The sequence below is a fragment of the uncultured Thiodictyon sp. genome, from assembly GCF_903946935.1.
Taxonomy (GTDB): domain Bacteria; phylum Pseudomonadota; class Gammaproteobacteria; order Chromatiales; family Chromatiaceae; genus Thiodictyon.
The window spans coordinates 58,225-81,136 of the sequence record NZ_CAJAXH010000071.1; the positions used below are offsets into that span (position 1 = coordinate 58,225).

The following is a 22,912-nucleotide window of genomic DNA, read 5'->3' on the forward strand; positions in this document are numbered from 1 at the left end:
GCAATGTACGTCATCGCACAATTCACGGTCATCCCCATCGGTACCAGCACCTCACTCTCAGGCTATGTGGCCGCCTGCGAACGCGTCCTGGCAGCGACGACCGGCATCAATTATGAGATGCACGCCAACGGGACCAACCTGGAGGGCGAATGGGAGGCAGTCATGGACGCGATCAAGCGCTGTCATGATACCCTGCACGGAATGGGTGTCCCGCGCCTCTCGACCAATGTCACCCTCGGTACGCGCACCGACCGCCCCCAGCGCATGGTTGAGAAGCTATCCAGCGTGCGGGCGAAATTGGCAGACCAGAGCTGACGTGGCTTCGTCGCGGCTGAAGCCGCTCCCACATCACGCAGGGCCATCCGCCCCCCGCACCAGCGCCAGCATGTCCGCATAGCTCAACCGCCCGCCGTCGCCGGCGCCTTCAAGCAGGCCGTCGGCCAGGTCGCGCTTGGCGGCATGGAGCTTGAGGATCTGCTCCTCGATGGTGTCCTTGGCCACCAGCCGGTAGACGGTCACCGGGCGCTCCTGACCGATACGATGCGCTCGGTCGCTGGCCTGGTCCTCGACCGCCGGGTTCCACCAGGGGTCCATGTGGATCACATAGTCGGCGGCGGTGAGGTTGAGCCCGACCCCGCCGGCGCGCAGGCTGATCAGGAACAGATCGCCCTCCCCCGCCTGGAAGGCGGCGACGGCGGCGCGGCGCTGGGCCTCGGGGGTGGAGCCGTCCAGGTATTGATAGCGGATACGGCGGGCGTCCAGGTGCGCGCGAATCAGCCGCAGGTGATCGACGAACTGGCTGAACACCAAGGCCTTGTGCCGGTTCTCCAACAGTTCCTCGACGATCTCGGCGAAGGTATCCAGCTTCGCGCTGGGCAGGTCGCTGCCGGGCAGGGCCAGTTGCGGATGGCAGCAGGCGCGGCGCAGCCGCATGATCTCCGCCAGCAGTTGCATCCGCTGCTGGCCGGGATTGGTCTCCGGGTTCTCGGCGAGCCGCGCGAGGGCCTGCCGGCGCGTGGCCTCATAGAGCGCCTGTTCGCCCTCGCTCAACTCGATCTGCAAGGTGATCTCGGTGCGCGGCGGCAGTTCGCATAAGACCTCGCTTTTCAACCGGCGCAGGATGAAGGGACGCAGCAATTGGCGCAGGCGCGCCCGGGCGCCCTGATCCTTGTTCAACTCGATCGGGTTGGCGAAACGCCGGTTGAAGGCCTCCAGTGACCCGAGTAGCCCCGGGTTGATGAACTGGAACAGGTTCCAGATCTCGCCCAGGTGGTTCTCGATCGGGGTGCCGGTGGCGATCATGCGGAAGCCGGCGGACAGGCGCATGATGGCCTGGGAGCGCTTGGTCAGGGCGTTCTTGAACGCTTGGGCCTCGTCGGCGACGATGGTCTCCCACTGCACCCCCGCCAGACCCTCGGCCTCGGTCTGCAAGAGCCCGTAGCTGCACACAATGAGATCAAAGGGACCGGCGTCCTGCAACACCGCGGCGCGATCCCCGGGGCCGAAACGCTGGGGCCGCAGCGTCGGGGCAAAGCGCCGCGCCTCCTCGACCCAGTTGGCACAGACCGACATCGGCGCCAGCACCAGGGTCGGGCCTTGGGGCGCCCGCGACAGGATCAGAGCGAGGGCCTGGACGGTCTTGCCCAGGCCCATGTCGTCCGCCAGACAGGCCCCGGCGCCCCAGAAGGCCAGCCGGGCGAGCCAACGGTAACCCTCCGCCTGGTAGTCGCGCAGCTCCGCCTGGAGGGTCGAGGGCAGCACCGGCTCCAGGTCGCGCATGGCCTCCAGGCGCGCCAGCAGGGCCTTCCAGACGGGCGCCTTCTCCACCGCCATGCCGTCGACCAGCTCGGCGATGGCCGGGGCCGCCAAGGGATGGAAACGACCGGCGTCGGTGAGTCCCCGCAGGCCGTCGAGGCGGCGGCGCAGCGCCTGACTCAGGACCAGAAAATCGTCCTCGCCCAGCCGCACGAACCGGCCGCGGGACGCCGCCGCCAACTCCAGCAGCTCGCGCATGGCCAGCACCCGACCGTCGGACAGCGTCAGCCCGCCGCTGATGGCGAGCCAATCACCCTGTTTTTTCATGGCGACGCGCATCTGCCCCACCTGGGCCTCGGCGCTCAGCGCGATGCGTTTGCCCTGCGGCCAGTCCAGCACCACCGAATCGCCCAGCGCGTGGACCTGCTCCAGCGCGCTCAAGGCCAACTCCGGGTCGTCCAGGTGCCAGCTCCAATCCTCGCTCCCGGCCAGCTCCGGACAACGCGTCGGCACCGTCGCGGCCGCGGCCAGTTCGTCCTTCAGGTCGCGGGTGCAGCGCACGGCATGCCCGGCGCGCTCGATGAACAGGGTCGCGCCGCCCTGGCCCGGGCGCAGCTCGGGCCCGTCCTCGCCGAAGGGGTGTACATACAGATCCAGGCTCAAACCACCGTCGGCGGGGCTCAGGTGCAGGTGCGGGCGGGGATCGGCGGGGACCGTCTCGGCCGTGCCGGCAGCACCGCCGATGTCGGAGTGGACCGTCAGCATCGGCGCCACCGCGGTCAACCCCTCCAGCAGCCGCGCCTCGCCGCCCTTGGGGACCAGCAGCCCGGCGGCACCCAGGATGTGGGCAATCTGCCGATGTCGGGCGTCGAACTCGACCAAGCGGATGCGCTGCGGCGTCTCCTCCACCGGGAGGATCGTGCGGTCCTCGGGCGGAAAGGGCTCGATGCTCACCCGGATGTCCTTGCGTTGGCGCACCGCGGCCAGGGTCGGGCCGCTGTGGACCAACACCACCGGGGCCTCGCTTGCGCGGCGCAACACCACCGGGTGGCCGACGGCGGCCAGCAAGGCGCGGTCTTGGTCCATCCGATAGAGGGTCCGCTCCGTCCCGTGATACCAGCTCTGCTCGCGCTCGCGCACGATACAGGCGCAGATCGCCCGGTCCTGCGCCGTCAGATAGGGGAAGCTGTCCGTCTCATCGGCCAGCCGCGCAAGCGACACCGGACGGCCCAGCGTCCAGCCGCCGCGCTTCATGCGCTTCTGCTCCCGGGGCTCCAGGGTCGCCAGGCCCGCGTACAGGGTGAACAGCCAGGCCATGCGCTGGTCCGACCCCACCGCGGCATCGGCACCGGTCTCGCCCGCGGCCGGCTGCTCGCCGAGCCCCTTGAGGGCCTCCAGTGCAATCTCCCAGGCCGGTTTGGGTGTGAGCAGATCGGTCATCGGGACCAGACCGACCGGCGGCTCCCCGAGCGCTGGGAGCTTGCCGTTGAAACCGCCGGCCCGCAGCACCGCCGTGGCCTCGTGGGCATACCAGTCCAATCCGGCGGCGGCCGCCTTGCCCGCCCAAACCGCCAGGGCCTGCTGTGCGTCCGCCCCCAGGCGCTGGTCGAGCCAGCGCAGCGCCAGGGCCTGAAACAACAGCGCAAAGGCGCTGCGCGCGCCCAGTTCGCTGCGCAGCCAGACGCTCGCCTCCAGGCGCAACTGTCCGGCCAGGACCGCTGCCAGGTCGCCGAGCACCCGATAGGCATGGACGACCGGGTCGGTGACACTGGCGCGCAGGCAGAGGGCCACCTGCTTCTGGACCAGTTCAAAGTCGCCCCGCCCGCTGCGGCGCAGCAGGGCGATCAGGTACAGCACACCCGGAATGCCCGGGGTATAGACATTGCGCTTGCGGGTGAGCTTGCGGACGCCGAGTTCAGCGGTCTCGAAGCTCTCGATGGCCTTGGCATAGTCACCCTGCATGAACAAGCGCCAGCCATGCATAGTGAGGACCGCGGGGTCGCCGCGCCCAGCGAGCAGCGCTGGCACCTCGGCGACCCTGCCGCGCAACAGCCGCTGCTCGACCAGGGCGTCGGCGGCGTCCGGATGGGCGGCGGCCAAGGGGGACAGGAGCCGCTCGGCCAGCGCATAGGTCGCGGGGTCAGCCACCAGGTCCATGGCCGCCTCGCGCAGGAGCGGGCACAGGCCCAGGATCAGCAGCCGGGGCGGCAGCCCCGCCAGCCAGACGGGATCGACCGAGCGGGTGCAGACGCGGGCCAGCAGGTCCACCTGGGCGTAGCGGACCTGGCTCACGGCGACCTTGGCAGCAAGGCCAAGGAATTGCAGTACCTTTTGCTCCTCCCCGGCATAGAGTGCCACGCGCAGTATGCGCAAACGGCGCCCCTCGCTGGGCTGCTCCCAATGATGGATCGTCTTGGTGGAGATGACGGACTCGGCCGCCGTGGCGATGGCGGGAAAGGTCCCATCGGCCACGCTCTCGCGGGTCAGCGGCTCGAGCAGGTCCGGGTGACAGGTCAGGTTGTTTTGGCGCTGCTCGATGAAACCACCGGCGAGGAGTCGCTCGCGCAACGGCTTGACCATCAGTCGGGAGAGCGGGGCGCCGCCCTGGTCGCGCCAACCCAGGGCATCCAGGACCAACTGGAAGAGGGTCTGAGCGACCGGCTCGCAGACCACCGACAGCACGCGCAGGATGCGCCGCTCGTCGGTATTCAAGGCCGCATAGCGCGTTTGCAGATCATCCACGGACAGTCTCCGGTAGTATTAGGCCAAGCTTGGCGAGCCCCTTGCGGAAGGCCGTCAACTTGGGCTCGGGCACACACAGCAGCCGCTCCCCGGCACGGGCACAATGGGGCGCGGTGACCGGGTCGGACGCGAGCAACGCCGCGGTGGCCGGGTCGCGGCATTGGATCAGGCGGGCGGGACCGGCATCGACCAGGGCCGTGGCGCGCTCCTCAACGGTCGCCAGCAGTTGGCTAACTGCCGGCGGCAAGGCCGCGTCCGCGGCGGACTCGATAAACGCTCCGATCCGGGCGCGCTCGTCGGCCTGCGCACTCTGGTTCAGCACGGCGTCCGGGTCCAGGCGCCACAACTCGCCCGACACCGGCTTGGCAATCCGCTCCAACAGCAGCCGTTCACCGGGCTCCGGCTCGCGCAACAGGTTGAGCCCCAGGTCCGCGCCGATCGCGAACAGGGGCCGACGCGCCTCAATCACCGCGCGGTACTCGGTGGCGAGCCCCAGACAAAAGGCGCCGAGCGGATTGATACGCAGATACCGCAACCCGTCGTAACGGCTCAGGAACAGAAAGTCGTCGGTGCCCCAGGCGCCGCTATAGTCACCCCGCGCATGGTAAGGCAGGGTGTAGGCGACATCGATCATGCCGAGGGTGGCCAGATACTCGAACAGATAGACCAGGCAATAGCGCGCCTCCAGGACCTCGAACCCCCCGTTGCTCCCCAGGCTGCCGTATTGGGGATCGCAGAGATACAGGCCCCACGGGTTCTCGCTCACCGCGAAGACGTGGCCACGGGAGCGCATCTCGCGGAAAAACTCGTCAATGTCGATCCACCGGCCCGCCGGGCAGTCGCGCAGCGCCGCGGCGATCACCTGGCGGCGTTCGGCCACCGGGCTCAAGCGCACGCCCTTGGCGGTTTGGCCCTTGATCAGATCGATGCGGCGCAGCTCGTCCGGGGCACCCTTGCGCTGCCAACGCTCAAACAGTTGGGCGACGGTCTCCTCGATGGGGCGCGACAGGGCCTTGTTGCCCCGGGCGGTCAGGCTGAGCTTGCCGCCCTCCTGCTTCACCAGCCCCCCGGACTGGAGCAGCAGCGGCCAGGCAAAGGGGCGGATCGGGCGGATCGGCCCACCAGCCCAGCGCTCGGCACCCTGATCGTCCTGTGCCCCATACCAATCGCCGCCGAGCAGGACCGACTCGAGCCGCACCACCGCCGCACTACCCGGCAACCCGGTCTTGGCCCCGACCGTGATGCCGCCCTGCCCGATGAGGCGCAGCACCGCCGGCAGGTCGTTGCGCACCAGGGCCTCGGTGGCGATCCGCCGCAGCGGTTCGGCCGCGCCCGCGTTCTTCAGGGTGGCGGGCAACTGCGTATCGGACAGGGTGGCGATGGGCCGATCCGCGGGGGCTGGGGCGAGCGCGGCCAGCCGCGGGCGCAGGTCTTCCGGGACCTCGCCATGATAGAAGAAAAGGGGCAGGACGCTGGGCGGTACGGGATCGTGGCCATAAGCGGTCGAGGACCAGGAGCGCGACTGGAAATGGCGGGGGACCGCCCCATACTTGGCCCGAAAGCGGACCGCGTCGAAGTCCCCGTCCCAGCAATGGACCGCCTCGGCGATGGCCTGAATCTCCAGCTCAGACAACCGCTCCCAGACCACACTGAGATCGCCTGACAACAGATACCGAGCGAGCGCCGCGACCATGTCAGCCTTGCGCGTGGAGCGGTCGGCGATCGGGGTCAACTTGCGCAGTTGCTTGATGTCGTTCGCGTTCAGGATGTCGAGTGTTTGCTGCAGGTTCATTGGTACAAAAGCGCAACCGGATATACAATCATGCCTCAGTATATCACCCTGGGGTTCAAGTCCATGCAAGTCTCCAAATGGGGCAACAGCCTCGCCGTGCGTCTACCCGCGGCGGTGATCGACACCCTGGCACTCAAGGAGGGCGACGACATCGAAATCGTCGTGGCCGCCGAGCGCCGCTTCGAGGTTCAGCGCAAACCCACCCCGACTGACCTGCTGGAGCGGCTACGTGCCTATCGCGGACGGCTGCCGGCCGATTTCCGGTTCGACCGGCTGGACGCCCATGAGGGCCGCGGGTGAGTGCCGAAACAGACTTTTTCGACACCAACGTCATCCTCTACCTGTTGAGCGAGGACGCGGCCAAGGCGAACCGGGCCGAGGCGCTGCTCGCGTCCGGCGGGTCGATCAGCGTGCAGGTATGCAACGAGTTCGTCAGCGTGGCACGGCGAAAGCTGGGCTGCGATTGGGCCGAGGTCCGGGACATCCTCTCAGCCGTGCGCGCACTGTGCTCGGTGCGCCCCTTGACGGTCGAGGTCCACGATCTGGGTCTGCGGCTTGCCGAACGCCATGGACTCCCGGTCTACGACGCCACGATCGCCGCCAGCGCCCTGGATGCCGGCTGCAGCACCCTGTGGTCGGAGGACTTTCAGGACGGCCAAATCATCGATGGGCGACTGCTGATCCGCACCCCCTTCGCCGCCGACTCCGGTCCGCCACGACCCTAAATTCGGCAGCTTTCTAGCTCAACCCTCCCTACCCCGAAAAACGCGCGGCGAAGTCGATTGTTCTTACTAATATTGAGCGGTTTTCCGCCTCAAGCGGAAAACCGGTCAATGAGCACCCCATGCCGCAACCCTCGGTCGCTGACCGTCAGGCGCTCCTGTCCGAGTTTGTCGAGCAGGGTCGACACGATCAAGGCGCCGGCCAGGATGATATCCGCGCGCCCCGGTTGCATGCCCGGGATGGCGGCCCGGCCGGCCCCATCGAGCCCGGCATAGAGCGCGATCTGGCGCCCGAGCTCGGCGCGGGTGAGGATGGCCCCCTGGATGCGGTTGGGATCATACTGGGTCATGCCGAGACTCACCGACGCCAGGTTGGTGACCGCCCCGCCCAGACCCACCAAGGCGTCCGGCGGTGCCACCGAGTCGAGCCGGGCCAGTTCGCGGGCGATGGCGGCCAGGGCCTTATCCAGTTCCTCGCGCCCCACCGGCACGCCCAACCCGAACTGCTCGGTCACGCGCACCGCCCCCAGGTCCAGGCTGAAACGCTCAAGCACCTGCCCCGCCCGCCCGACGGTGACCTGGGTACTGCCGCCGCCGGTGTCGAAGACCGTCACCGCGCCATCCGGCAGGCCGACCCCGGTCTGGACCGCCAGATAGGCCAGCCGCGCCTCCTCCGCCCCCTCGATCACCTCGATCGACACCCCGCACTGTGCCTGCACGGCGGCAATGAAGGCCGCGCTGTTCTTGGCCGTGCGCAGGCCCATGGTCCCCACTGCGACGATCTGCGCCGCCCCGGCCGCGCGCGCATCCGCCGCCATGGCGCACACGACGGCAATGGTGCGCTCCCAGGCGGCGGGGGCGATCATGCCGGTCTCGCGCAGGCCATCGCCCAGGCGGGTGGCCTGCGCGCGATCCTGCACGCACTGCCAGCGGCCGTCCGCGTCGCGCTCGCCGAGGTGGAACTTTACCGAGTTGGTGCCGAGGTCGATGACTGCGACCCGCAATGCCCCCAATGCCTTGGGGTCCTCGCCGCAGGTCTGCGACGCTCGACGGGGGGTGAGGGTGCTCATGGTTGACTGGCAGTTCTTGTGTTGTGTCGGGCGGCGGCGTGTATTGCCGCGCCGCAACCGGCACGCGCGGGCTGCGGATCGCATTGCGCGGCGAGTCAGGCCACCAAGGCAGCCGGTGGCTGCCAGCGAATAGATCGCAACGATGATCCCCCGCCGCGACTTCGCGGTCAACCTGGTCGCGGCCTGGGGGCCGCTCCTACCCGGCGTAGGAGCGGCCCCCAGGCCGCGACGGGTGGCCGACAGTCGCGGTGCCCGAAGAATCGCAATCACGACCCAGGCGCGAGCCCCATCGTCCACCTCATTAGGATGCCCGGCCAGTTCCCGAGCGCCGATTTGCCCGTCGGCAGAGACCGGGAGTCGCTCGCGAGGGGCGTGCCGGCCATGCACTGAGAATCCGGCGTGCAGTGCCGATCCACCAGCCAGAACAGGCGGCGCTCACCGTCGTCGTCGGAGGGTTGGTTCGCTCAAACGCGTCGCGGCCCGGGGGCGCTCCTACGCGACGGTGCGCTCCCGGAAGGCCATGGACCCGCGGGTGAGCCCGGCGCGTAGTGCCTCCATGAACGGACCCAGGTCGCAACGCCCGCGCGCACCGAGCAGGATGTGGGCAGCGGGGCCGAGATGCGGCAGGCTGAACAGCTTGAGGTCGGGGAAACGCTCACCGAGCTCATCCATCAAGGGGATCAACTCGCTCTCCGCCAGGCTCAGGACCTCCAGCGCGGCCTCGCGCAGGGGCTCGGCGGTACCGAAGCGCTGCTCCAGCACCCATTCGGCCATGGGCCAGGCCATTTCCGGGAAGCCGGGCAGGAACCAGTGTGTGCCCAGGCAGAAGCCAGGAATCTGGTTGTATGGATTGAAGACCAGGTCGGCGCCCGCGGGCAGGTCGGCCATCAGGATCCGATGCGGATAGGCGGACTCGCCGAACCGCTCCTCGATCAGCGCCCGCCCCTGCGGGTGACGCACCAGCGCCACGCCGGCCGCCGCCGCAGCGCAAGCGCGGGTATAGTCGTCCGGGGTAGCGCCGATCCCGCCGCAGACGAACACCGGCTCCACCCGGCTGAACGAATAGCGCAGATGCTCGGTCAAGACCGCGGGGTCGTCCGGCAAGACCCAGTGCCAGGCGAGCGTGTGACCCCGCGCCAGCAGCAGCGTCTTGAAGAACGGCAGGTGGGCGTCGGTGCGGGGACCGTTCAACACCTCGTCGCCGATGACGATGAGGCCGAAGCCGCAGGGTCCGGCGGTGCTGCCTGATTGCTGTGCCATTGGTCGCGCGAACTCCCCTTTTAGGCGATGGGTAACGAGCCGGGGAAGGCCGGCATCCCGCCGCTCGTCGTCGGCGCCAACTTTACCACGACGACCGCGCCCCAGGCCGCCCGGGTGAGTATCCGCGCCGGGGCCGGCCATTGAAGACCCTACCCGCCGCCGCCATTCATGCACCAAAGACGGTGCCAGTGGCGCCGGCATCGATTCACGCACATAACCCAGGTAGTTTCATGTCCAATCCGCTCCTCGACCTGACGGGTCTCCCCGCCTTCACCCAGATCCTCCCGGAACATGTCGAACCCGCGCTGGACGCACGGATTGCCGCCTGCCGGGCCGAGATCGCGCGGCTCACCGGGACGATCGAGATACCCACCTGGGAGAATTTCATCGAGCCGCTGGAGGAGATGGACGACACCCTGAACCGCACCTGGTCGCCGGTCGGGCACCTGAACGGGGTGATGAACAGCGACGCGTTGCGCGCCGCCTTCAACGCCTGCCTACCCAAGCTCAGCGACTACGGCACCGAGGTCGGCCAGAACGAGGACCTGTTCCGCGGCTATCGGACGGTCGCCGCGCAGGAGCACCTGGACCCGGTCCAGCGCAAGCTGTTGGACAACGCGCTGCGCGACTTCCACCTCTCCGGCGTCGACCTGCCCGCGGACAAGAAGGCCCGCTACAAGGCGATCAGCCAGGAGCTGTCCCAGCTCACCAGCAAGTACGCCGAGAACCTGCTCGACGCCACCAACGCCTGGAGCAAGCTGGTCACGGCGCCGGAGCAGCTCGCGGGGCTACCCGAATCCGCCCTGGGCCTGGCCCGCCAGAGCGCGCAACAACGCGACCTCGAGGGCTGGCTCCTGACGCTTGACATGCCCTCCTATATCCCGGTGATGACCTACGCGGACGACCGGGCGCTGCGCTTCGAGCTCTACCAGGCGTTCAGCACCCGCGCCTCCGACCAGGGCCCGCATGCCGGTCAGTGGGATAACGGCGAGTGCATGGAGCGCATCCTGGCGCTCAAGCACGAGCTGGCCCAGCTCCTGGGCTTCGCCAATTTCGCCGAACGCTCACTGGCCACCAAGATGGCGAACTCGCCGCAACAGGTGCTGGCCTTCCTGAACGACCTGGCCGAGCGCTCGCTCGCCCAGGCGCGCAACGAGTTGGAGCAATTGCGCGCCTTCGCCCTCGAGCACCACGGCCAGGAGCACCTGGAGCCCTGGGATCTAGGTTACTACGCCGAGAAGCTCCGCCTGCACCGCTACCAGATCAGCCAGGAGGAGTTGCGGCCCTATTTCCCAGTCTCGCGGGTCTTGACCGGGCTCTTCGGGGTGGCTGAACGACTCTTCGGGGTGAGCATTACCCAGGTCGAGGGGTTCGCGACCTATCACCCGGACGTGTCCTTCTTCGAGCTGCGCGATGCGGCGACCGGCCAACTGCGCGGCCAGTTCTTTCTCGACCCCTTCGCCCGTCCCAACAAGCGCGGCGGGGCCTGGATGGATGTCTGCACCAACCGGCTGCACACGGCTCGTTATGACCAGATCCCGGTCGCCTATCTGGTGTGCAATTTCAGCCCGCCGATCGGGGACCAGCCCTCGCTCCTGACCCACGGCGAGGTAGAGACCCTGTTCCACGAGTTCGGCCATGGGCTGCACCACCTGCTCACCCGGGTGGACTATCCGGCGGTGGCCGGGATCAACGGTGTCGCCTGGGACGCGGTGGAGCTGCCCAGCCAGTTCATGGAAAACTGGTGCTGGGAGCGTGAATCACTCGACCTCTTCGCCGCCCACTGGGAGACCGGCGAGCCACTCCCGGCGGACCTCTATGGGCGCATGCTGGCGGCCAAGAACTTCCAGTCGGCGATGCAGATGCTGCGGCAACTCGAATTCTCACTGTTCGACTTCCGTCTGCATCTGGAATACGATCCAGCCCGCGGCGGGCGTATCTACGAGCTCATCGAGGAGATACGCGACCGGATCGCCGTGGTGCGGCCACCCGCCTTCAATCGCTTCGCCCATAGCTTCTCGCACATCTTCGCCGGGGGCTATGCCGCCGGGTATTACAGCTACAAATGGGCGGAGGTCCTATCGGCGGACGCCTTCTCGCTGTTCGAGGAGCGCGGGGTCTTCGACGCGGCCGCTGGACGGGCCTTCAAAGAGAATATCCTGGAGCAAGGCGGCTCCCGGGACGCCATGGCACTCTATGTCGATTTCCGCGGGCGCGAGCCGACCACGGACGCGCTGTTGCGGCATTCGGGCATCGCGTAGGCTGGGCCTCGTTCCCGCTCGGCCCAGCCTACGCGATTGTGAAACCAACAGCCTACAGCGTTAGGCGCCATGAACGATGGAGAAATGACCGATGAAAACTTGGGTGAAGGTGGTGCTGGGCGTGGTTGCTGTGATTGGTGTCGCAATCGGCGGTGTGTTCTATCTGACCGCGGGGATGGTCGATACCGCGGATGGGTTCTTTACCGCGGTCAGGCAAGACGACATGACCAAGGCGCGTACTTACCTGGCCGAGGGTTTCAAGGCACGCACGGACGAGCAGGCCCTGAAGGCCTTCCTCGACCAGAGTGCGCTCACCCGCTTCAAAGCGACCAGTTGGTCGAACCGGCAAATGAGCGGTGGCCGCGGGGAGCTGGAGGGCACCATTACGACAGATACCGGCGGCACGCTACCGATTAAATTGACCTTCGTAAAGGAAGGCGACACCTGGAAGATCTTCGAACTCGGCAAACCGGCGGCCGGGCTACAGACGGCAAACGCCGCCCCCAACGCTCCTCCGGAACAGGCCGCCGCGGTCAATTTCAGTGCCTCCTCGCCCCCCGTTCAGGAACAGGGCGGCGCGCTCGCCCTGGTCAAGCAGTCAATGCACGACTTCACCGTTTCCGCGGAAAAGAAGAGCATGGAACACTTCCGTGACTCAGTATCAAAGCTGTGGCGGGAACAGGTCACGAGCGTTCAACTCGACGAGGCCTTTAAGCCGCTCACCGAGTCCGGCGCCGATTGGACGGTACTCGATGGCTTTGACCCGATCTTATCGTCCGACGGTACGATCGATAAAGACGGGGTCTTGCTGCTGACCGGCTACTACCCCACCAAGCCCAGCCAAGTCTATTTCGAGCAGCGGTTAATCCGTGAGGGCGACGCCTGGAAACTGATCGGCTTTAAGGTCGAGGCGAAATAGCCCCGCGCCTAGTGACCGCAGAAGGAATAATTGTCACGCCAAGGCGCCAAGCGCGCCAAGGTCTGGCAGTCAGGTATCGCCGTTGAGCGATTGACCCGGCGGGCATTCTGATGACTTCAGCTACGCAACTGCATTTCTTGGCGAGCTTGGCGCCTTGGCGTGAGCAATGACCGGATTTAGGTTCACTGATCGCGGGGACGCATCTGTTCGGGCCGCAGTCGCGGCGTGAAATAGACGTCGGCCAGGTCCAGGTCCACGGCGGCCCCGCGGTCATCCACCAAGGGCTGCTCGTCGTCCTTCCAGCCGCGCAGTCCGGTGCGCAGCGAGGCGACATTGGTAAATCCCAGAGTCATCAACGAGCTGCCAGCCAGGACGCTGCGATAACCGGAGCGACAGACCACCACCACTTCGCGGCCGCGCGCCCGCACCAGCTCGGGGACGGTCTCCTCATAGTCCCACTCGCAGGCGGACTCCAGTATCCCGCGGGGGCAGTTCAGCGAGCCGGCGATATGCATGGCGGAAAATTCATCCGGCTCGCGCACATCCACGATCATCAGGTCCGGGTTCTCTTGCCGCCGCTCCGCCAGGTCCCAGGGCATGATCTCCGGGACTTCTTGCAGGCAACCCCTGACCAGTTCGAGAAAATTTTTCATGCAGCCGCTGAACCTCTGACCGTGATTGGTAGGCACCGGGCAGTCGCCCGGGGCGTTTGCCATAGGATAACACCCCCAACCAGCCCCTGCCCCAGGCCCAGGTGAGCGCCGTCGGCGGCCGTCGGCCGATTGCCAGGGGCCGCGGATCTCTGCGATCCTGTCTTATCCGCGAAACCGCGACCGACCAACGACTCAATCAACGCGATGCCGAGCCCCCCCAAAGCCAAGCCACTGCATGTCGCCGGCCAGTTCTGGCTCGATATGGACGATGTCGCCTTTCTCGGCGAGCAGCGCATCGCGCTCCTGGAGCAGATCGGCGAGCGGGGCTCCATCACCCAGGCGGCCAAGGCGCTCAAGGTCAGCTATAAGGCGGCCTGGGACGCGGTGGACGCCATCAACAACCTGGCCCCTTCTCCGCTGGTCGAGTCCGCCGTCGGCGGGCGTGGCGGCGGCGGCGCCCGGCTCACCGACGAGGGCCGCCGCCTGATCGCCGCCTACCGGACCATCGCCGCCGAATACCAGCGTTTTCTCGACGGGATCAACGCCGCCATGGGCGACCCCGGCGCGGCGCTCGGCCTGTTGCGGCGGCTCGCCCGGCGCACCAGCGCCCGCAACCAGTTCATCGGTCGGATCGTCGCGGTCAGCGCCCGCACCGTCGACGCCGAGGTCACCATTGAGGTCCAGGGCGGCCAACGCATCGCCGCCGGGGTCACCAACGAGAGCGTCGAACAGTTGAGCCTGCGCCCGGGCCGCACCGTCTGGGCCCTGGTCAAGGCGGTCGCCGTCGGCATCGCCCGCGACCCGCCGGCCGCCACACCGGGGACCAACACACTGTGCGGTGAGGTGCAACGCATCACCCGCGGCGAGGGCTCGGCCGAGGTCGTGATCGCCCTGCCCGCGGGGCTTAGCGTGTGCGGGGTCATCAGCACCGAACTGCTGGAGCGGCTCGCCATCGCCGAGCAGACCCCGGCGTGCGCCGTATTCCCCACCGTCGGGGTCATCGTCGGCGTGGACGACTAACGGCCAGCGCGCCCGGGCCACGCCGCGGGATGACGATCGCGATTGAGCAAGGCCAACGTGGGAAACCCTACAGTCACACCCCGCCCGACCCACCGACGGCGACAAAATGCCCGCCCAAAGGCAGCTAAAGAAAACTCCAAGCGACTATTTAACCTAGGAAAGACCAGTTCTCACGCCGAGACGCCAAGCTCGGCAAGGTTTTTCAACGCGTTATCCCCGCTTGGCGACTCACCCGCCGGGTGATTCGGATGCTGTCCAGATGCCCTTGATGTTTCTTGGCGTCTTGGCGTGAGCAACTTCGGGATGTAGGTTGATCGAGTCATTTTTACATCAAATATCATTGGCATCCGGTTTGCTTAAATAACGGCGCGACACTGAACCACCAACCGACCAACCCCCTCTGAGGACGCCACGAATGATCGAACCTGCCCAGCCTGGCCCCTCAGCCACCTGTGTGCCCAGGGCGAAACCGAGCTGATTGAGCAAATGCCGCGATGACCACGCCCCCCCGGATACACGACCAAGCGAGCTTGCTGGCGACCGCCCGCGACCCGGCCGACGAGCTGACCCTGGCCTTTGCCTGTGTCATCGGTCAGGCACTGGCGGTCGGTCAGCGCCCACTGATCCGCGGACTCCCCGCGGCCGACTTCCAGAGGCTCCTGGACGCCTATTTTCCCGGTGCTGGCCTGGTCAACGACGAGACCGCCGCCGACCCGGCACTGGCGGACGAGTTGGCGGACCTCTTGGAACTCCTGCTGGAGTTTCGTCGCGAGCCCAGCGAGGCGCTCACCTGGTTGAGCCACGCGGTCGCCTCAGCGGCGCTGCGCGACAACCACCTATGGCAGGACATGGGGCTGCCCAATCGCGCGTTGCTTTCCGCGCTGATGACACACCAGTTCCCCGGGCTCGCTACGCTCAACTCGGGGGACATGAAATGGAAGAAGTTTTTCTACCGCAAACTGTGCGAGCGGGCCGACGTGCCCATCTGCAAGTCGCCGCACTGTGAGCAGTGCGTGGACTACCGCGCCTGCTTCTCGCACACGGACGACCACATCTAACGGCCATGGCGCCCGCACCACCCCGAAAGATGAAAGTGGCGGGCGCCTTGGCCGTTCCCCCTCCCCACCCTCCCCCAATAGGGGAGGGAGAATTGGACCGCGCTCCCGGCGCGACTTTCACGGCAACGCGCCGGCCCGCAGACCGCGACGCACCCATGTTGGGCGCGACCGATCCGCGGGCCAAACCTGCGCTATATCTTGGTGCGAATAACGCGATCAGACCGCCACGCCCAAAATCACCGTAAGCGCCTTGAATACCGCGGTAGCCGCCCCACCCTCCTTGAGGCCCAGCTCGGCCGCCGCCTCATGGGTGATGGTGGCCTGGACCTCGCTACCGCCCCCCAGGGCAATCGTCACCTCGACATTCACCGGCCCCATCGTCAATGACTTGATGGTGCCCTCCAGGCAGTTACGGGCGCTGATCCGCATGCCGGTGGCATCGGTCATGACCATCACCGAGGACGCCTTGATCAGCGCCATGACATCCCCACCGACCTTCAAATTCAGCGCATTGGCGCTTTCGTTGGTCACCATGGCGACGATTTTCTGGCCGCCCGGCAGGGTCACATCGACCTCGCTGTTGACTGCACCGACCTTGATGGCCGAGACGGTGCCGGAATACTGGTTGCGTGCGCTGATTTTCATGAGAAACCTCGTTTAACTGAGAGCGGATTCCGTGGACTCGGCCCGACTGGGCCGCCACAACCCGCACAGTGTAAACCCCAGCGGACGCTAGACTCAACTATAGCGCCGGGTTGACGTGGCCCAGGCTTTGCTTGTTAAATAGCGCTGCGCGCTATATTTTGCGCTATATAGAGAGAGGGGGTCAATGTCACTCTCGTCGGCACCCTGGTCAGCCTATCACTCATCGAATCCAAGCCATGAAACCACTCGTTAAGTTGTCTTTTGCCTTCGCCCTCGTCGCCGCCGTCGTCGGCGCGCGTGCCGATGAGGTCCAGGTGGCCGTCGCCGCCAACTTCACCGCGCCCATGAAAGAAATTGCCGCAGCCTTTGAAAAAGAGACCGGCCATAAGGTTCAGGCAGCCTATGGAGCGACCGGCAAGTTCTACGCCCAGATCGCCAACGGCGCGCCCTTCGAGGCACTGCTGGCGGCCGACGATGCGACCCCAACCAAGCTCGTCGCCCAGGGGCTGGCGGTCAAGGGGACCCAGTTCACCTACGCCATTGGGACCCTGGTGCTGTGGTCGACCAAGCCGGGATTCGTCGACGACCAGGGGAAGGTGTTGGCGAAGGGAACATTCGAGAAGCTCGCCATCGCCAACCCCAAGACCGCGCCCTATGGTGCCGCGGCGATGCAGGTGTTGACTGGGCTCAAACTGCTGGATCAAGTGAGTCCCAAGTTCGTGACCGGGGAGAATATCGCCCAGGCCTTCCAGTTCGTCAGCACCGGCAACGCGCAGTTGGGCTTCGTGGCCCTGTCCCAGGTCATGAAGGACGGCAAAATCGCCGACGGTTCGGCCTGGATCGTGCCGGGCAAGCTACATAAGTCGATCCGCCAGGATGCCGTGGTGTTGACGAAGGGCAAGGACAACCCGGCGGTCGCCGCGCTGATGGCGTACCTCAAGGGCAAACAGGCCCAGGCCATCATCCAAGCCTACGGCTACCAGATCTGAGCTATCCCCGTGGGAGCGGCGTCCCGCCGCGACCGGTCTTGCCCGGGGCGTCGCTCCCACAACACCTGAGACGAGACCATGCCGCTCAGTGACAGCGATCTGCAATCCATCTGGCTCACCCTGCGGCTGGCGACTGTGGTCACGACGATCCTCTTGTTTCTGGGCACGCCCGTTGCCTGGTGGCTGGCGCGTACCCGCTCGCGCTGGAAGGGTCCGATCGGTGCCGTGGTCGCGCTGCCGCTGGTGTTGCCGCCGTCGGTGCTCGGCTTCTATCTGTTGGTCGCGATGGGGCCGCACGGGCCGGTCGGCCAGTTAACCCAGGCGCTGGGCCTGGGGCTCTTGCCCTTCACCTTCTGGGGCCTGGTGGTGGCCTCGGTCTTTTATTCCCTCCCTTTCATGGTGCAGCCGGTGCAAAACGCCTTCGAGGCGATCGGCGATCGCCCACTGGAGGTGGCCGCCACGCTGCGCGCCTCGCCCCTGGATGCCTTCTTCAGCGTCGCCCTGCCCTTGGCCGCGCCCGGATTTCTCACCGCCGGTATACTCACCTTCGCCCACACGGTGGGTGAGTTCGGCGTGGTGCTGATGATCGGCGGCAACATCCCCGGGGTAACCCGGGTGGCCTCGGTGCAGATCTATGACCATGTCGAGGCGATGGAGTATAGCGACGCCCATCGCCTGGCCGCGATCCTGTTGATCTTCTCCTTTCTGGTCCTGCTGGCGCTCTACCTGTGGCGCCCGAACCCCAAGAACACCTGAGCCACCCCTGAGCTACCATGGATTCGATCACCGCACGCCTCCACCTGGAGTGGCCCGGCTTCACCCTGGACGTGGACGAGCGCCTGCCGGGGCGCGGGGTCACGGCCCTGTTCGGGCACTCGGGTTCCGGCAAGACCACCTTGCTGCGCTGCATCGCCGGTCTGGAGCGCCCGCGCGAGGGGCGGGTCTCCTTCCAGGGCGAGGTCTGGCAGGACGCGCACACCTGGGTGCCGACCCACCGTCGCCCGCTGGGCTATGTCTTTCAGGAGGCCAGCCTGTTCCCCCACCTCACGGTCCAGGGCAACCTGCGCTTCGGCCAGCGGCGCGCGGCCGGGAGCCGCACCGGCCTGGAGCAGGCGGTGGAACTGCTGGGCATCGGCCCCCTGCTCGGGCGCAAACCCGACCGGCTCTCCGGCGGCGAGCGCCAGCGGGTGGGGATCGCCCGCGCGCTGGCGGTCAATCCGCGCATCCTGTTGATGGACGAGCCGCTGGCCGCCCTTGACCATCAGCGCAAACAGGAGATCCTGCCCTATCTGGAGCGACTGCACGACACACTCTCGATCCCGGTGCTCTATGTCAGCCACGCCCCGGACGAGGTGGCGCGCCTCGCGGACCACCTGGTGGTGATGGACGCCGGCCGCGTGCTCGCCAGCGGCCCCCTGCAAGAAACTCTGGCCCGGCTCGATCTGCCGATCCGCCTGGGCGAGGACGCCGGGGTGGTCTTGGAGGGGCGGATCGCCGAGCGCGACGCGCGCTGGCACCTGCTGCGGGTCGAGTGCGCCGGCGCCAGCCTCTGGGTACGCGACACCGGGGCCGCAATCGATCACCCGGTGCGGGTCCGCATACTGGCGCGGGATGTAAGTATTTCACTGACTCACGCGGAAGGCACCAGCATCGTCAACAGCTTGCAGGCCAAGGTGGTCGCCCTGGGCGAGGACAGCCACCCGGCGCTCGCCCTGGTGCGACTCCAAGTGGGCACGGACGCGGGTGCCGCGACCGTGATCGCCCGTGTCACCCACCGCTCCGCCGACCACCTGGGACTCGCACCTGCGCTGGCGGTGTGGATTCAGATTAAGGCGGTGGCGGTGCTGTGAGTCAAACGGCCAGCGTCTTGACGCGATGGCCAGCGGGTCGGATACTCCGGCACACCCGGTTGGATTCCCTCCCCTGTCGTTGCTGCCATGACTGAACTCAGCACCCTATACCACACCGATTATTCCGCTTGGGCGCACCGCAACGCCGAGCTGATGCGCAGCGGTCACTATGAGGCGCTGGATGTCGCGCACCTCCTCGAAGAGCTTGACGACATGGGCAAGAGCGATCAACGCGAATTGGAAAACCGCCTGACGATCCTGCTCGCCCACCTCCTGAAATGGGAATACCAACTGCCGCTGTTGACGGCAAAATGGCAGGAATTTGACGGCCGCAGTTGGCGTTCCACGATCATCGAACAGCGCGACCGAATCGGCAAGCGACTGAAAAACACCCCCGGTCTGCAAAGAATCCTATTGGAGACGATTGCCGAGGCCTATGCCGACGCCGTCACGCTGGCGTGCAAGGAGACCCAACTGCCCGGCGAGACCTTTCCCGCCGCCTGCCCATACAGCACAACTGAGATCCTCGACGAAGACTATTATCCGGTGCGGCCCACACCAGGGGCCAAATAATCGACCCATACGGCACCAGCCACCGGGCCTCGATCATGGCCTTGCGCTACCCGTCGCGGCCTGGGGGCCGCTCCTACGCCGATAGGGGCAGGGACGGCTTGCGCCGCCGCTCCCGCCGAACCGTGCGTGCGGTTTTCCCGCACACGGCTCTCCAGTTGGTGGTTCCTCATCGGGATTGACTCGCCGCGGCGTGGGCTGGTGACAGCGCGAACAGCCCGCGCGTAGCCGCGCGTAGCGAAGAAGGCATCGTTCCACCGGCGGTGGTCGGCCGCACACTGCCCCGCGCCGGGGCGTTTCTCCTGGCGGTGCAGCAGCGCCCGTAAGGCGTCGCCGCACAAAGCCGTCAATGGCCGTAAAGGTCGTGCGGTGTGCGTGATTAGAGTACCCGAACCAGCCGCACAAGATCGGTTTCATCTGTTTCTCCGGGATCGTTCGGTGAGGTTGCGGCTGATAGCCGCGGGGCCGCCCAGTCGTGGGCGACCCGCGGGCCGTGCCGGGTTATTCCCTGGCCGCCGCCGCCTTGGCGTCCGCCTCCTTGATCTTCTCGATGTCCGCAGGCGTAAGCTGCGGACGGTCAACCTTGATCGTCAGCCGGTCGAGCTTGGCCGTCAGCGCGAAGGGCGGCCGGTAGTCCGCGTCATTCACGCCGGTCAGGGTGTCGGAGCCGATGTCGAATGACTCGTCCCATTGCAGGATCATCGGCAGCGTCTTCTCCATCTGCTTGGTATCGACCGCCTTGCCGTCGACCTTGAGCGTTCCGGTACCGGGTCGGCCGACGCCGCTGAAGTTGTTGAGCGCCAGGGTGCCGGCGCCCAGGCCCTCGTACTGGAAGTCGAACTCAATGTTGTGGGGACCGGGGGTCAGCGCGTCCGGACCCTCCCACTTGATCCGCTCCAGGTCGACCAGGTTCCACAGAAACACCGGCTTGCCCTGGAGCAGGTAGAAGCCGTAGCCGGCAAAACGCCCGCCCGAGGTCAGAATCATGCCCTCGGCGCCGCCTGCGGGCACCTCCACGTCGGCGGTGATGGTGTAAGAGGTGTTGAGCAGCGACGGCGAGTCGCCCTGGGGCAGGCCGGTCATGGGCCGCGTGTAGACGAACTCAGAACGCCCGGCGGTGATGTTCGGGCGCGGGGCCACGATCCGGGCGGCCACCGAGGCATCGAGCGGGAAGACCTGGTGCTTCTTCGCCTCCGCGACGAACATGCCCTTCAGTTCCTTGACCTTCTCCGGGTGCTTGGCGGCGATGTCCGCGGTCTGGCTGAAATCCTTGTTCAGGTCGTAGAGCTGAAACACTTGGTTGTTCAACGGGTCAGTATTGGCCGGACCGAAGGCCTCCCAGGGCGCGCGATTGACCTTGGTGCTGAGCAGCCAGCCGTCGTGATACAGGGCCCACTGGCCCATCATCTCGAAATACTGGGTGCGGTGGCGCGACGGTTCCTTGGCGTTGGCGGCATCGAAGGTGTAAGCAAAGCTCGTGCCTTCGATCGGCGCTTGCTTGATGCCGTCGACGACCTCGGGCGCGGCGATGCCGGCCGCTTCCAGGATGGTGGGGACCACGTCGATCACATGGACGAACTGCTCGCGCAGGGCGCCCTTGTCCTTGATGCGGTTCGGCCAGGACACGACCATGTTCTGGTTGACGCCGCCGAGCCGTGAGGCGTTCTGCTTGAACCAGTCGAAGGGCGTGTCGAAGGCCCAGGACCAGCCGGCCGACATATGGTTGTAGGTCTCCTCGGTGCCCCAGACGTCGTAAAACTTCAGCTGCTGCTCCACCGGCATCATGTTCACGCCGTTGAACCACGCGACCTCGTTGGGCGTGCCGAGCGGCCCGCCCTCGGCGCTGGTGCCGTTGTCGCCGTTGATGTAGATGACCAGCGTGTTGTCGAGCTTGCCCAAGTCCTGGAAGGCCTGGATCACCCGCCCGATCTCGTGATCGTTATAGGCGGCGAAGGCGGCAAAGACCTCCACCTGGCGGATGAAGAGCTTCTTCGCGTCCGCGGTGAGTTGATCCCAAGGCTTCAGGACCTCGGCCGGCCAGGGCGTCAACTGGGCGTCCTGCGGGACCACGCCGAGCCGCTTCTGGTTGGCGAAGATGCGCTCGCGCAGCTTCTCATAGCCATCGTCGAACAGGTGCATCGCACTGATCTTATCCACCCACTCCTTGGTGGGGTGGTGCGGCGCATGGGTGGCGCCGGGGGCGTATTTGATGAAGATCGGCTTTTTCGGGTCGGTCTGGTGGATGCGCGTCATGTAGTCGATCGCATCGTCGGCCATCGCGGTGACCAGGTTCCAGGTGCCGGGCGCCTTGCCCTCGAAGGGATAGATCTGGGTGGTGTTGCGGAACAGGTTCGGCTGCCACTGGTTGGCGTCGCCGCCGACGAAGCCGTAGAAGTATTCGAAGCCCATGCAGGTCGGCCACTGGTCGAAGGGTCCAACCTGGCTGGCCGCGAAGGCCGGTGTGTTGTGGTCCTTGCCGAACCAGGAGGTGGCATAGCCGTTGTCCAGCAGCATGCGCCCGATGGTGGCCTTGTCCTTAGCGATGATGCTGTTGTAGCCGGGAAATCCCGTGGACTGCTCCGAGACCACGCCGAAGCCGGCCGAGTGGTGATTGCGCCCGGTGATCAGGGCGGCCCGGGTCGGCGAGCACAGCGCGGTGGAGAACATGCGGTTGTAGCGCAGGCCCTCGTTGGCGATGCGGTCCATCGTGGGTGTCGGGATGACGCCGCCGAAGGTGCTGGGCACGCCGAAACCGGCGTCGTCGGTGATGATCAGGAGTACGTTGGGCGCGCCCTTGGGCGGCACCACGCGCGGCGCCCACCAAGGCTTGGATTGCAGTGCGTCGTCCTTGATGACGCCGCCGAACTTGGGATCGGGCGCTGGCAGTTGTTTGCCGCTGATGGTCGTGGTGGCGCCGGGCGAGCCCGGCACGCCGGTGGTTTCCACCGCACCGGCGGGCGCGCAGACCAGGCTCGCCGCGGCCAGGAGGCCCGCGATGGCCCCACGTATTGGTTTCGGGATCATGAAAGCCCTCCTGAATGCGTTGAGTTTGGTCGAAAACGGGGGCGCCGTGTGGCGCGGGGGCAGAGTCGTCGGTCAGGCGAACCGCAGGCGGCGCCTGAACGTCCGATTATGGGCAAGCCCCCCGCACGGTTGCTTGTTATTGAGCCGTTTGCGCTGCGACGTTCTTGGCCGGCGCCGCGAGGTTAGGGCGGGATGAGGCGGGCCTGAAGCGCGGGCGTGGTGTGGCGGACGCGGCCGACCTCGGGTCGCTACGGCTCCCAGTTGAGAACGGCTCTCAACAACTCCTTCCCGCGGACAGTCACGCCCGCAGGCGACGCGCGGGCGGCCTGAGCGGACGCGGCGGACGTTGAGATTACCCGGTCGCGGGGATGGGATGGACCAGCGAGCGCATCTGCTCGATGCGACCGTCTTTGACGTGTCCCAGCGCCATGGCCATCATGACCGCCAGGGCCAAGCCGACCCGGGTCTGCATCTTCGCCAGGCCGCGGATGAAATGCCGCTCGAAGCCGAAGCTGTTATCGATGCGGTTATTGATTCGCTCCAGGGCGCTGCGCCGGTTTTAGCCGCGGTGCCAACTGGGGC

19 protein-coding genes are annotated in these 22,912 nt (G+C 66.7%); 12 read left to right on the top strand and 7 right to left on the bottom strand.

What is annotated here, in order from left to right:
• Positions 1-3: 3 nt before the first annotated feature.
• Entirely contained in the window at positions 4-315 is a 312-nt protein-coding gene (locus QZX93_RS06305; protein WP_295393137.1) for an MTH1187 family thiamine-binding protein, read from the top strand.
• 33 nt (positions 316-348) lie between these two features.
• Here QZX93_RS06305 and QZX93_RS06310 read toward each other — a convergent pair whose 3' ends face one another.
• Positions 349-4,497, bottom strand: coding sequence for a DEAD/DEAH box helicase (locus QZX93_RS06310; protein WP_295393138.1), 4,149 nt, complete (start codon positions 4,495-4,497; stop codon positions 349-351).
• Positions 4,490-6,289 carry a hypothetical protein gene (locus QZX93_RS06315; protein ID WP_295393139.1) on the bottom strand — a complete coding sequence of 600 codons (1,800 nt, stop codon included), beginning with the start codon at positions 6,287-6,289 and terminating at the stop codon, positions 4,490-4,492. The genes QZX93_RS06310 and QZX93_RS06315 overlap by 8 nt, the downstream gene beginning before the upstream one ends.
• A 30-nt stretch (positions 6,290-6,319) precedes the next feature.
• Here QZX93_RS06315 and QZX93_RS06320 point away from each other — a divergent pair, with 30 nt between their 5' ends.
• A complete protein-coding gene (locus QZX93_RS06320; protein ID WP_295393140.1) occupies positions 6,320-6,589 on the top strand; it encodes an AbrB/MazE/SpoVT family DNA-binding domain-containing protein in 270 nt (89 codons plus the stop codon).
• The gene (locus QZX93_RS06325; protein WP_295393141.1) at positions 6,586-7,014 is read left to right on the top strand and encodes a PIN domain-containing protein; all 429 of its coding nucleotides are present in this window, start codon (positions 6,586-6,588) and stop codon (positions 7,012-7,014) included. The genes QZX93_RS06320 and QZX93_RS06325 overlap by 4 nt, the downstream gene beginning before the upstream one ends.
• Positions 7,015-7,103: 89 nt before the next feature.
• Here the strand turns inward: QZX93_RS06325 and QZX93_RS06330 are convergent, their stop codons facing one another.
• A complete protein-coding gene (locus QZX93_RS06330; protein WP_295393142.1) occupies positions 7,104-8,081 on the bottom strand; it encodes a hypothetical protein in 978 nt (325 codons plus the stop codon).
• 492 nt (positions 8,082-8,573) lie between these two features.
• Positions 8,574-9,341 (bottom strand): molybdopterin-binding protein, encoded by a 768-nt coding sequence (locus QZX93_RS06335; protein ID WP_295387081.1) that lies wholly within the window; start codon positions 9,339-9,341, stop codon positions 8,574-8,576.
• Between the two features lie 230 nt (positions 9,342-9,571).
• On the opposite strand from QZX93_RS06335, the gene prlC reads away from it, so the two are divergent.
• The gene (gene prlC, locus QZX93_RS06340; protein WP_295387088.1) at positions 9,572-11,602 is read left to right on the top strand and encodes an oligopeptidase A; all 2,031 of its coding nucleotides are present in this window, start codon (positions 9,572-9,574) and stop codon (positions 11,600-11,602) included.
• Between the two features lie 91 nt (positions 11,603-11,693).
• The gene (locus tag QZX93_RS06345; RefSeq protein ID WP_295394445.1) at positions 11,694-12,521 is read left to right on the top strand and encodes a hypothetical protein; all 828 of its coding nucleotides are present in this window, start codon (positions 11,694-11,696) and stop codon (positions 12,519-12,521) included.
• A gap of 182 nt (positions 12,522-12,703) precedes the next feature.
• Here the strand turns inward: QZX93_RS06345 and QZX93_RS06350 are convergent, their stop codons facing one another.
• Positions 12,704-13,174 carry a rhodanese-like domain-containing protein gene (locus QZX93_RS06350; RefSeq protein ID WP_295387101.1) on the bottom strand — a complete coding sequence of 157 codons (471 nt, stop codon included), beginning with the start codon at positions 13,172-13,174 and terminating at the stop codon, positions 12,704-12,706.
• 204 nt (positions 13,175-13,378) lie between these two features.
• On the opposite strand from QZX93_RS06350, the gene QZX93_RS06355 reads away from it, so the two are divergent.
• Both QZX93_RS06355 and QZX93_RS06360 read left to right on the top strand, forming a co-directional pair.
• Entirely contained in the window at positions 13,379-14,194 is an 816-nt protein-coding gene (locus QZX93_RS06355) for a TOBE domain-containing protein (RefSeq protein ID WP_295387109.1), read from the top strand.
• 494 nt (positions 14,195-14,688) lie between these two features.
• Positions 14,689-15,252: a nitrogen fixation protein NifQ gene (locus QZX93_RS06360; protein WP_295387118.1), complete on the top strand. Its 564-nt coding sequence runs from the start codon at positions 14,689-14,691 to the stop codon at positions 15,250-15,252.
• A 216-nt stretch (positions 15,253-15,468) separates the two neighbouring features.
• Here QZX93_RS06360 and QZX93_RS06365 read toward each other — a convergent pair whose 3' ends face one another.
• On the bottom strand, positions 15,469-15,897 hold the full coding sequence (locus tag QZX93_RS06365) for a TOBE domain-containing protein (protein ID WP_295387122.1): 429 nt from the start codon (positions 15,895-15,897) through the stop codon (positions 15,469-15,471).
• 236 nt (positions 15,898-16,133) lie between these two features.
• Here QZX93_RS06365 and modA point away from each other — a divergent pair, with 236 nt between their 5' ends.
• From modA to QZX93_RS06385, 4 genes are all read left to right on the top strand, one after another.
• Positions 16,134-16,886: a molybdate ABC transporter substrate-binding protein gene (modA, locus tag QZX93_RS06370; protein ID WP_295387125.1), complete on the top strand. Its 753-nt coding sequence runs from the start codon at positions 16,134-16,136 to the stop codon at positions 16,884-16,886.
• A gap of 78 nt (positions 16,887-16,964) precedes the next feature.
• Complete coding sequence (modB, locus tag QZX93_RS06375) at positions 16,965-17,642, top strand: molybdate ABC transporter permease subunit (protein WP_295387128.1); 678 nt, start codon at positions 16,965-16,967, stop codon at positions 17,640-17,642.
• A 17-nt stretch (positions 17,643-17,659) separates the two neighbouring features.
• Positions 17,660-18,736: a molybdenum ABC transporter ATP-binding protein gene (gene modC, locus QZX93_RS06380; protein WP_295387133.1), complete on the top strand. Its 1,077-nt coding sequence runs from the start codon at positions 17,660-17,662 to the stop codon at positions 18,734-18,736.
• Between the two features lie 87 nt (positions 18,737-18,823).
• Positions 18,824-19,309 (top strand): DUF29 domain-containing protein, encoded by a 486-nt coding sequence (locus QZX93_RS06385; protein WP_295387139.1) that lies wholly within the window; start codon positions 18,824-18,826, stop codon positions 19,307-19,309.
• 498 nt (positions 19,310-19,807) lie between these two features.
• Here QZX93_RS06385 and QZX93_RS06390 read toward each other — a convergent pair whose 3' ends face one another.
• On the bottom strand, positions 19,808-22,330 hold the full coding sequence (locus QZX93_RS06390) for a sulfatase-like hydrolase/transferase (protein WP_295387144.1): 2,523 nt from the start codon (positions 22,328-22,330) through the stop codon (positions 19,808-19,810).
• A gap of 373 nt (positions 22,331-22,703) precedes the next feature.
• Here QZX93_RS06390 and QZX93_RS06395 point away from each other — a divergent pair.
• On the top strand, positions 22,704-22,912 hold a 209-nt coding region (locus tag QZX93_RS06395), incomplete at its 3' end, for a hypothetical protein (RefSeq protein ID WP_295394448.1).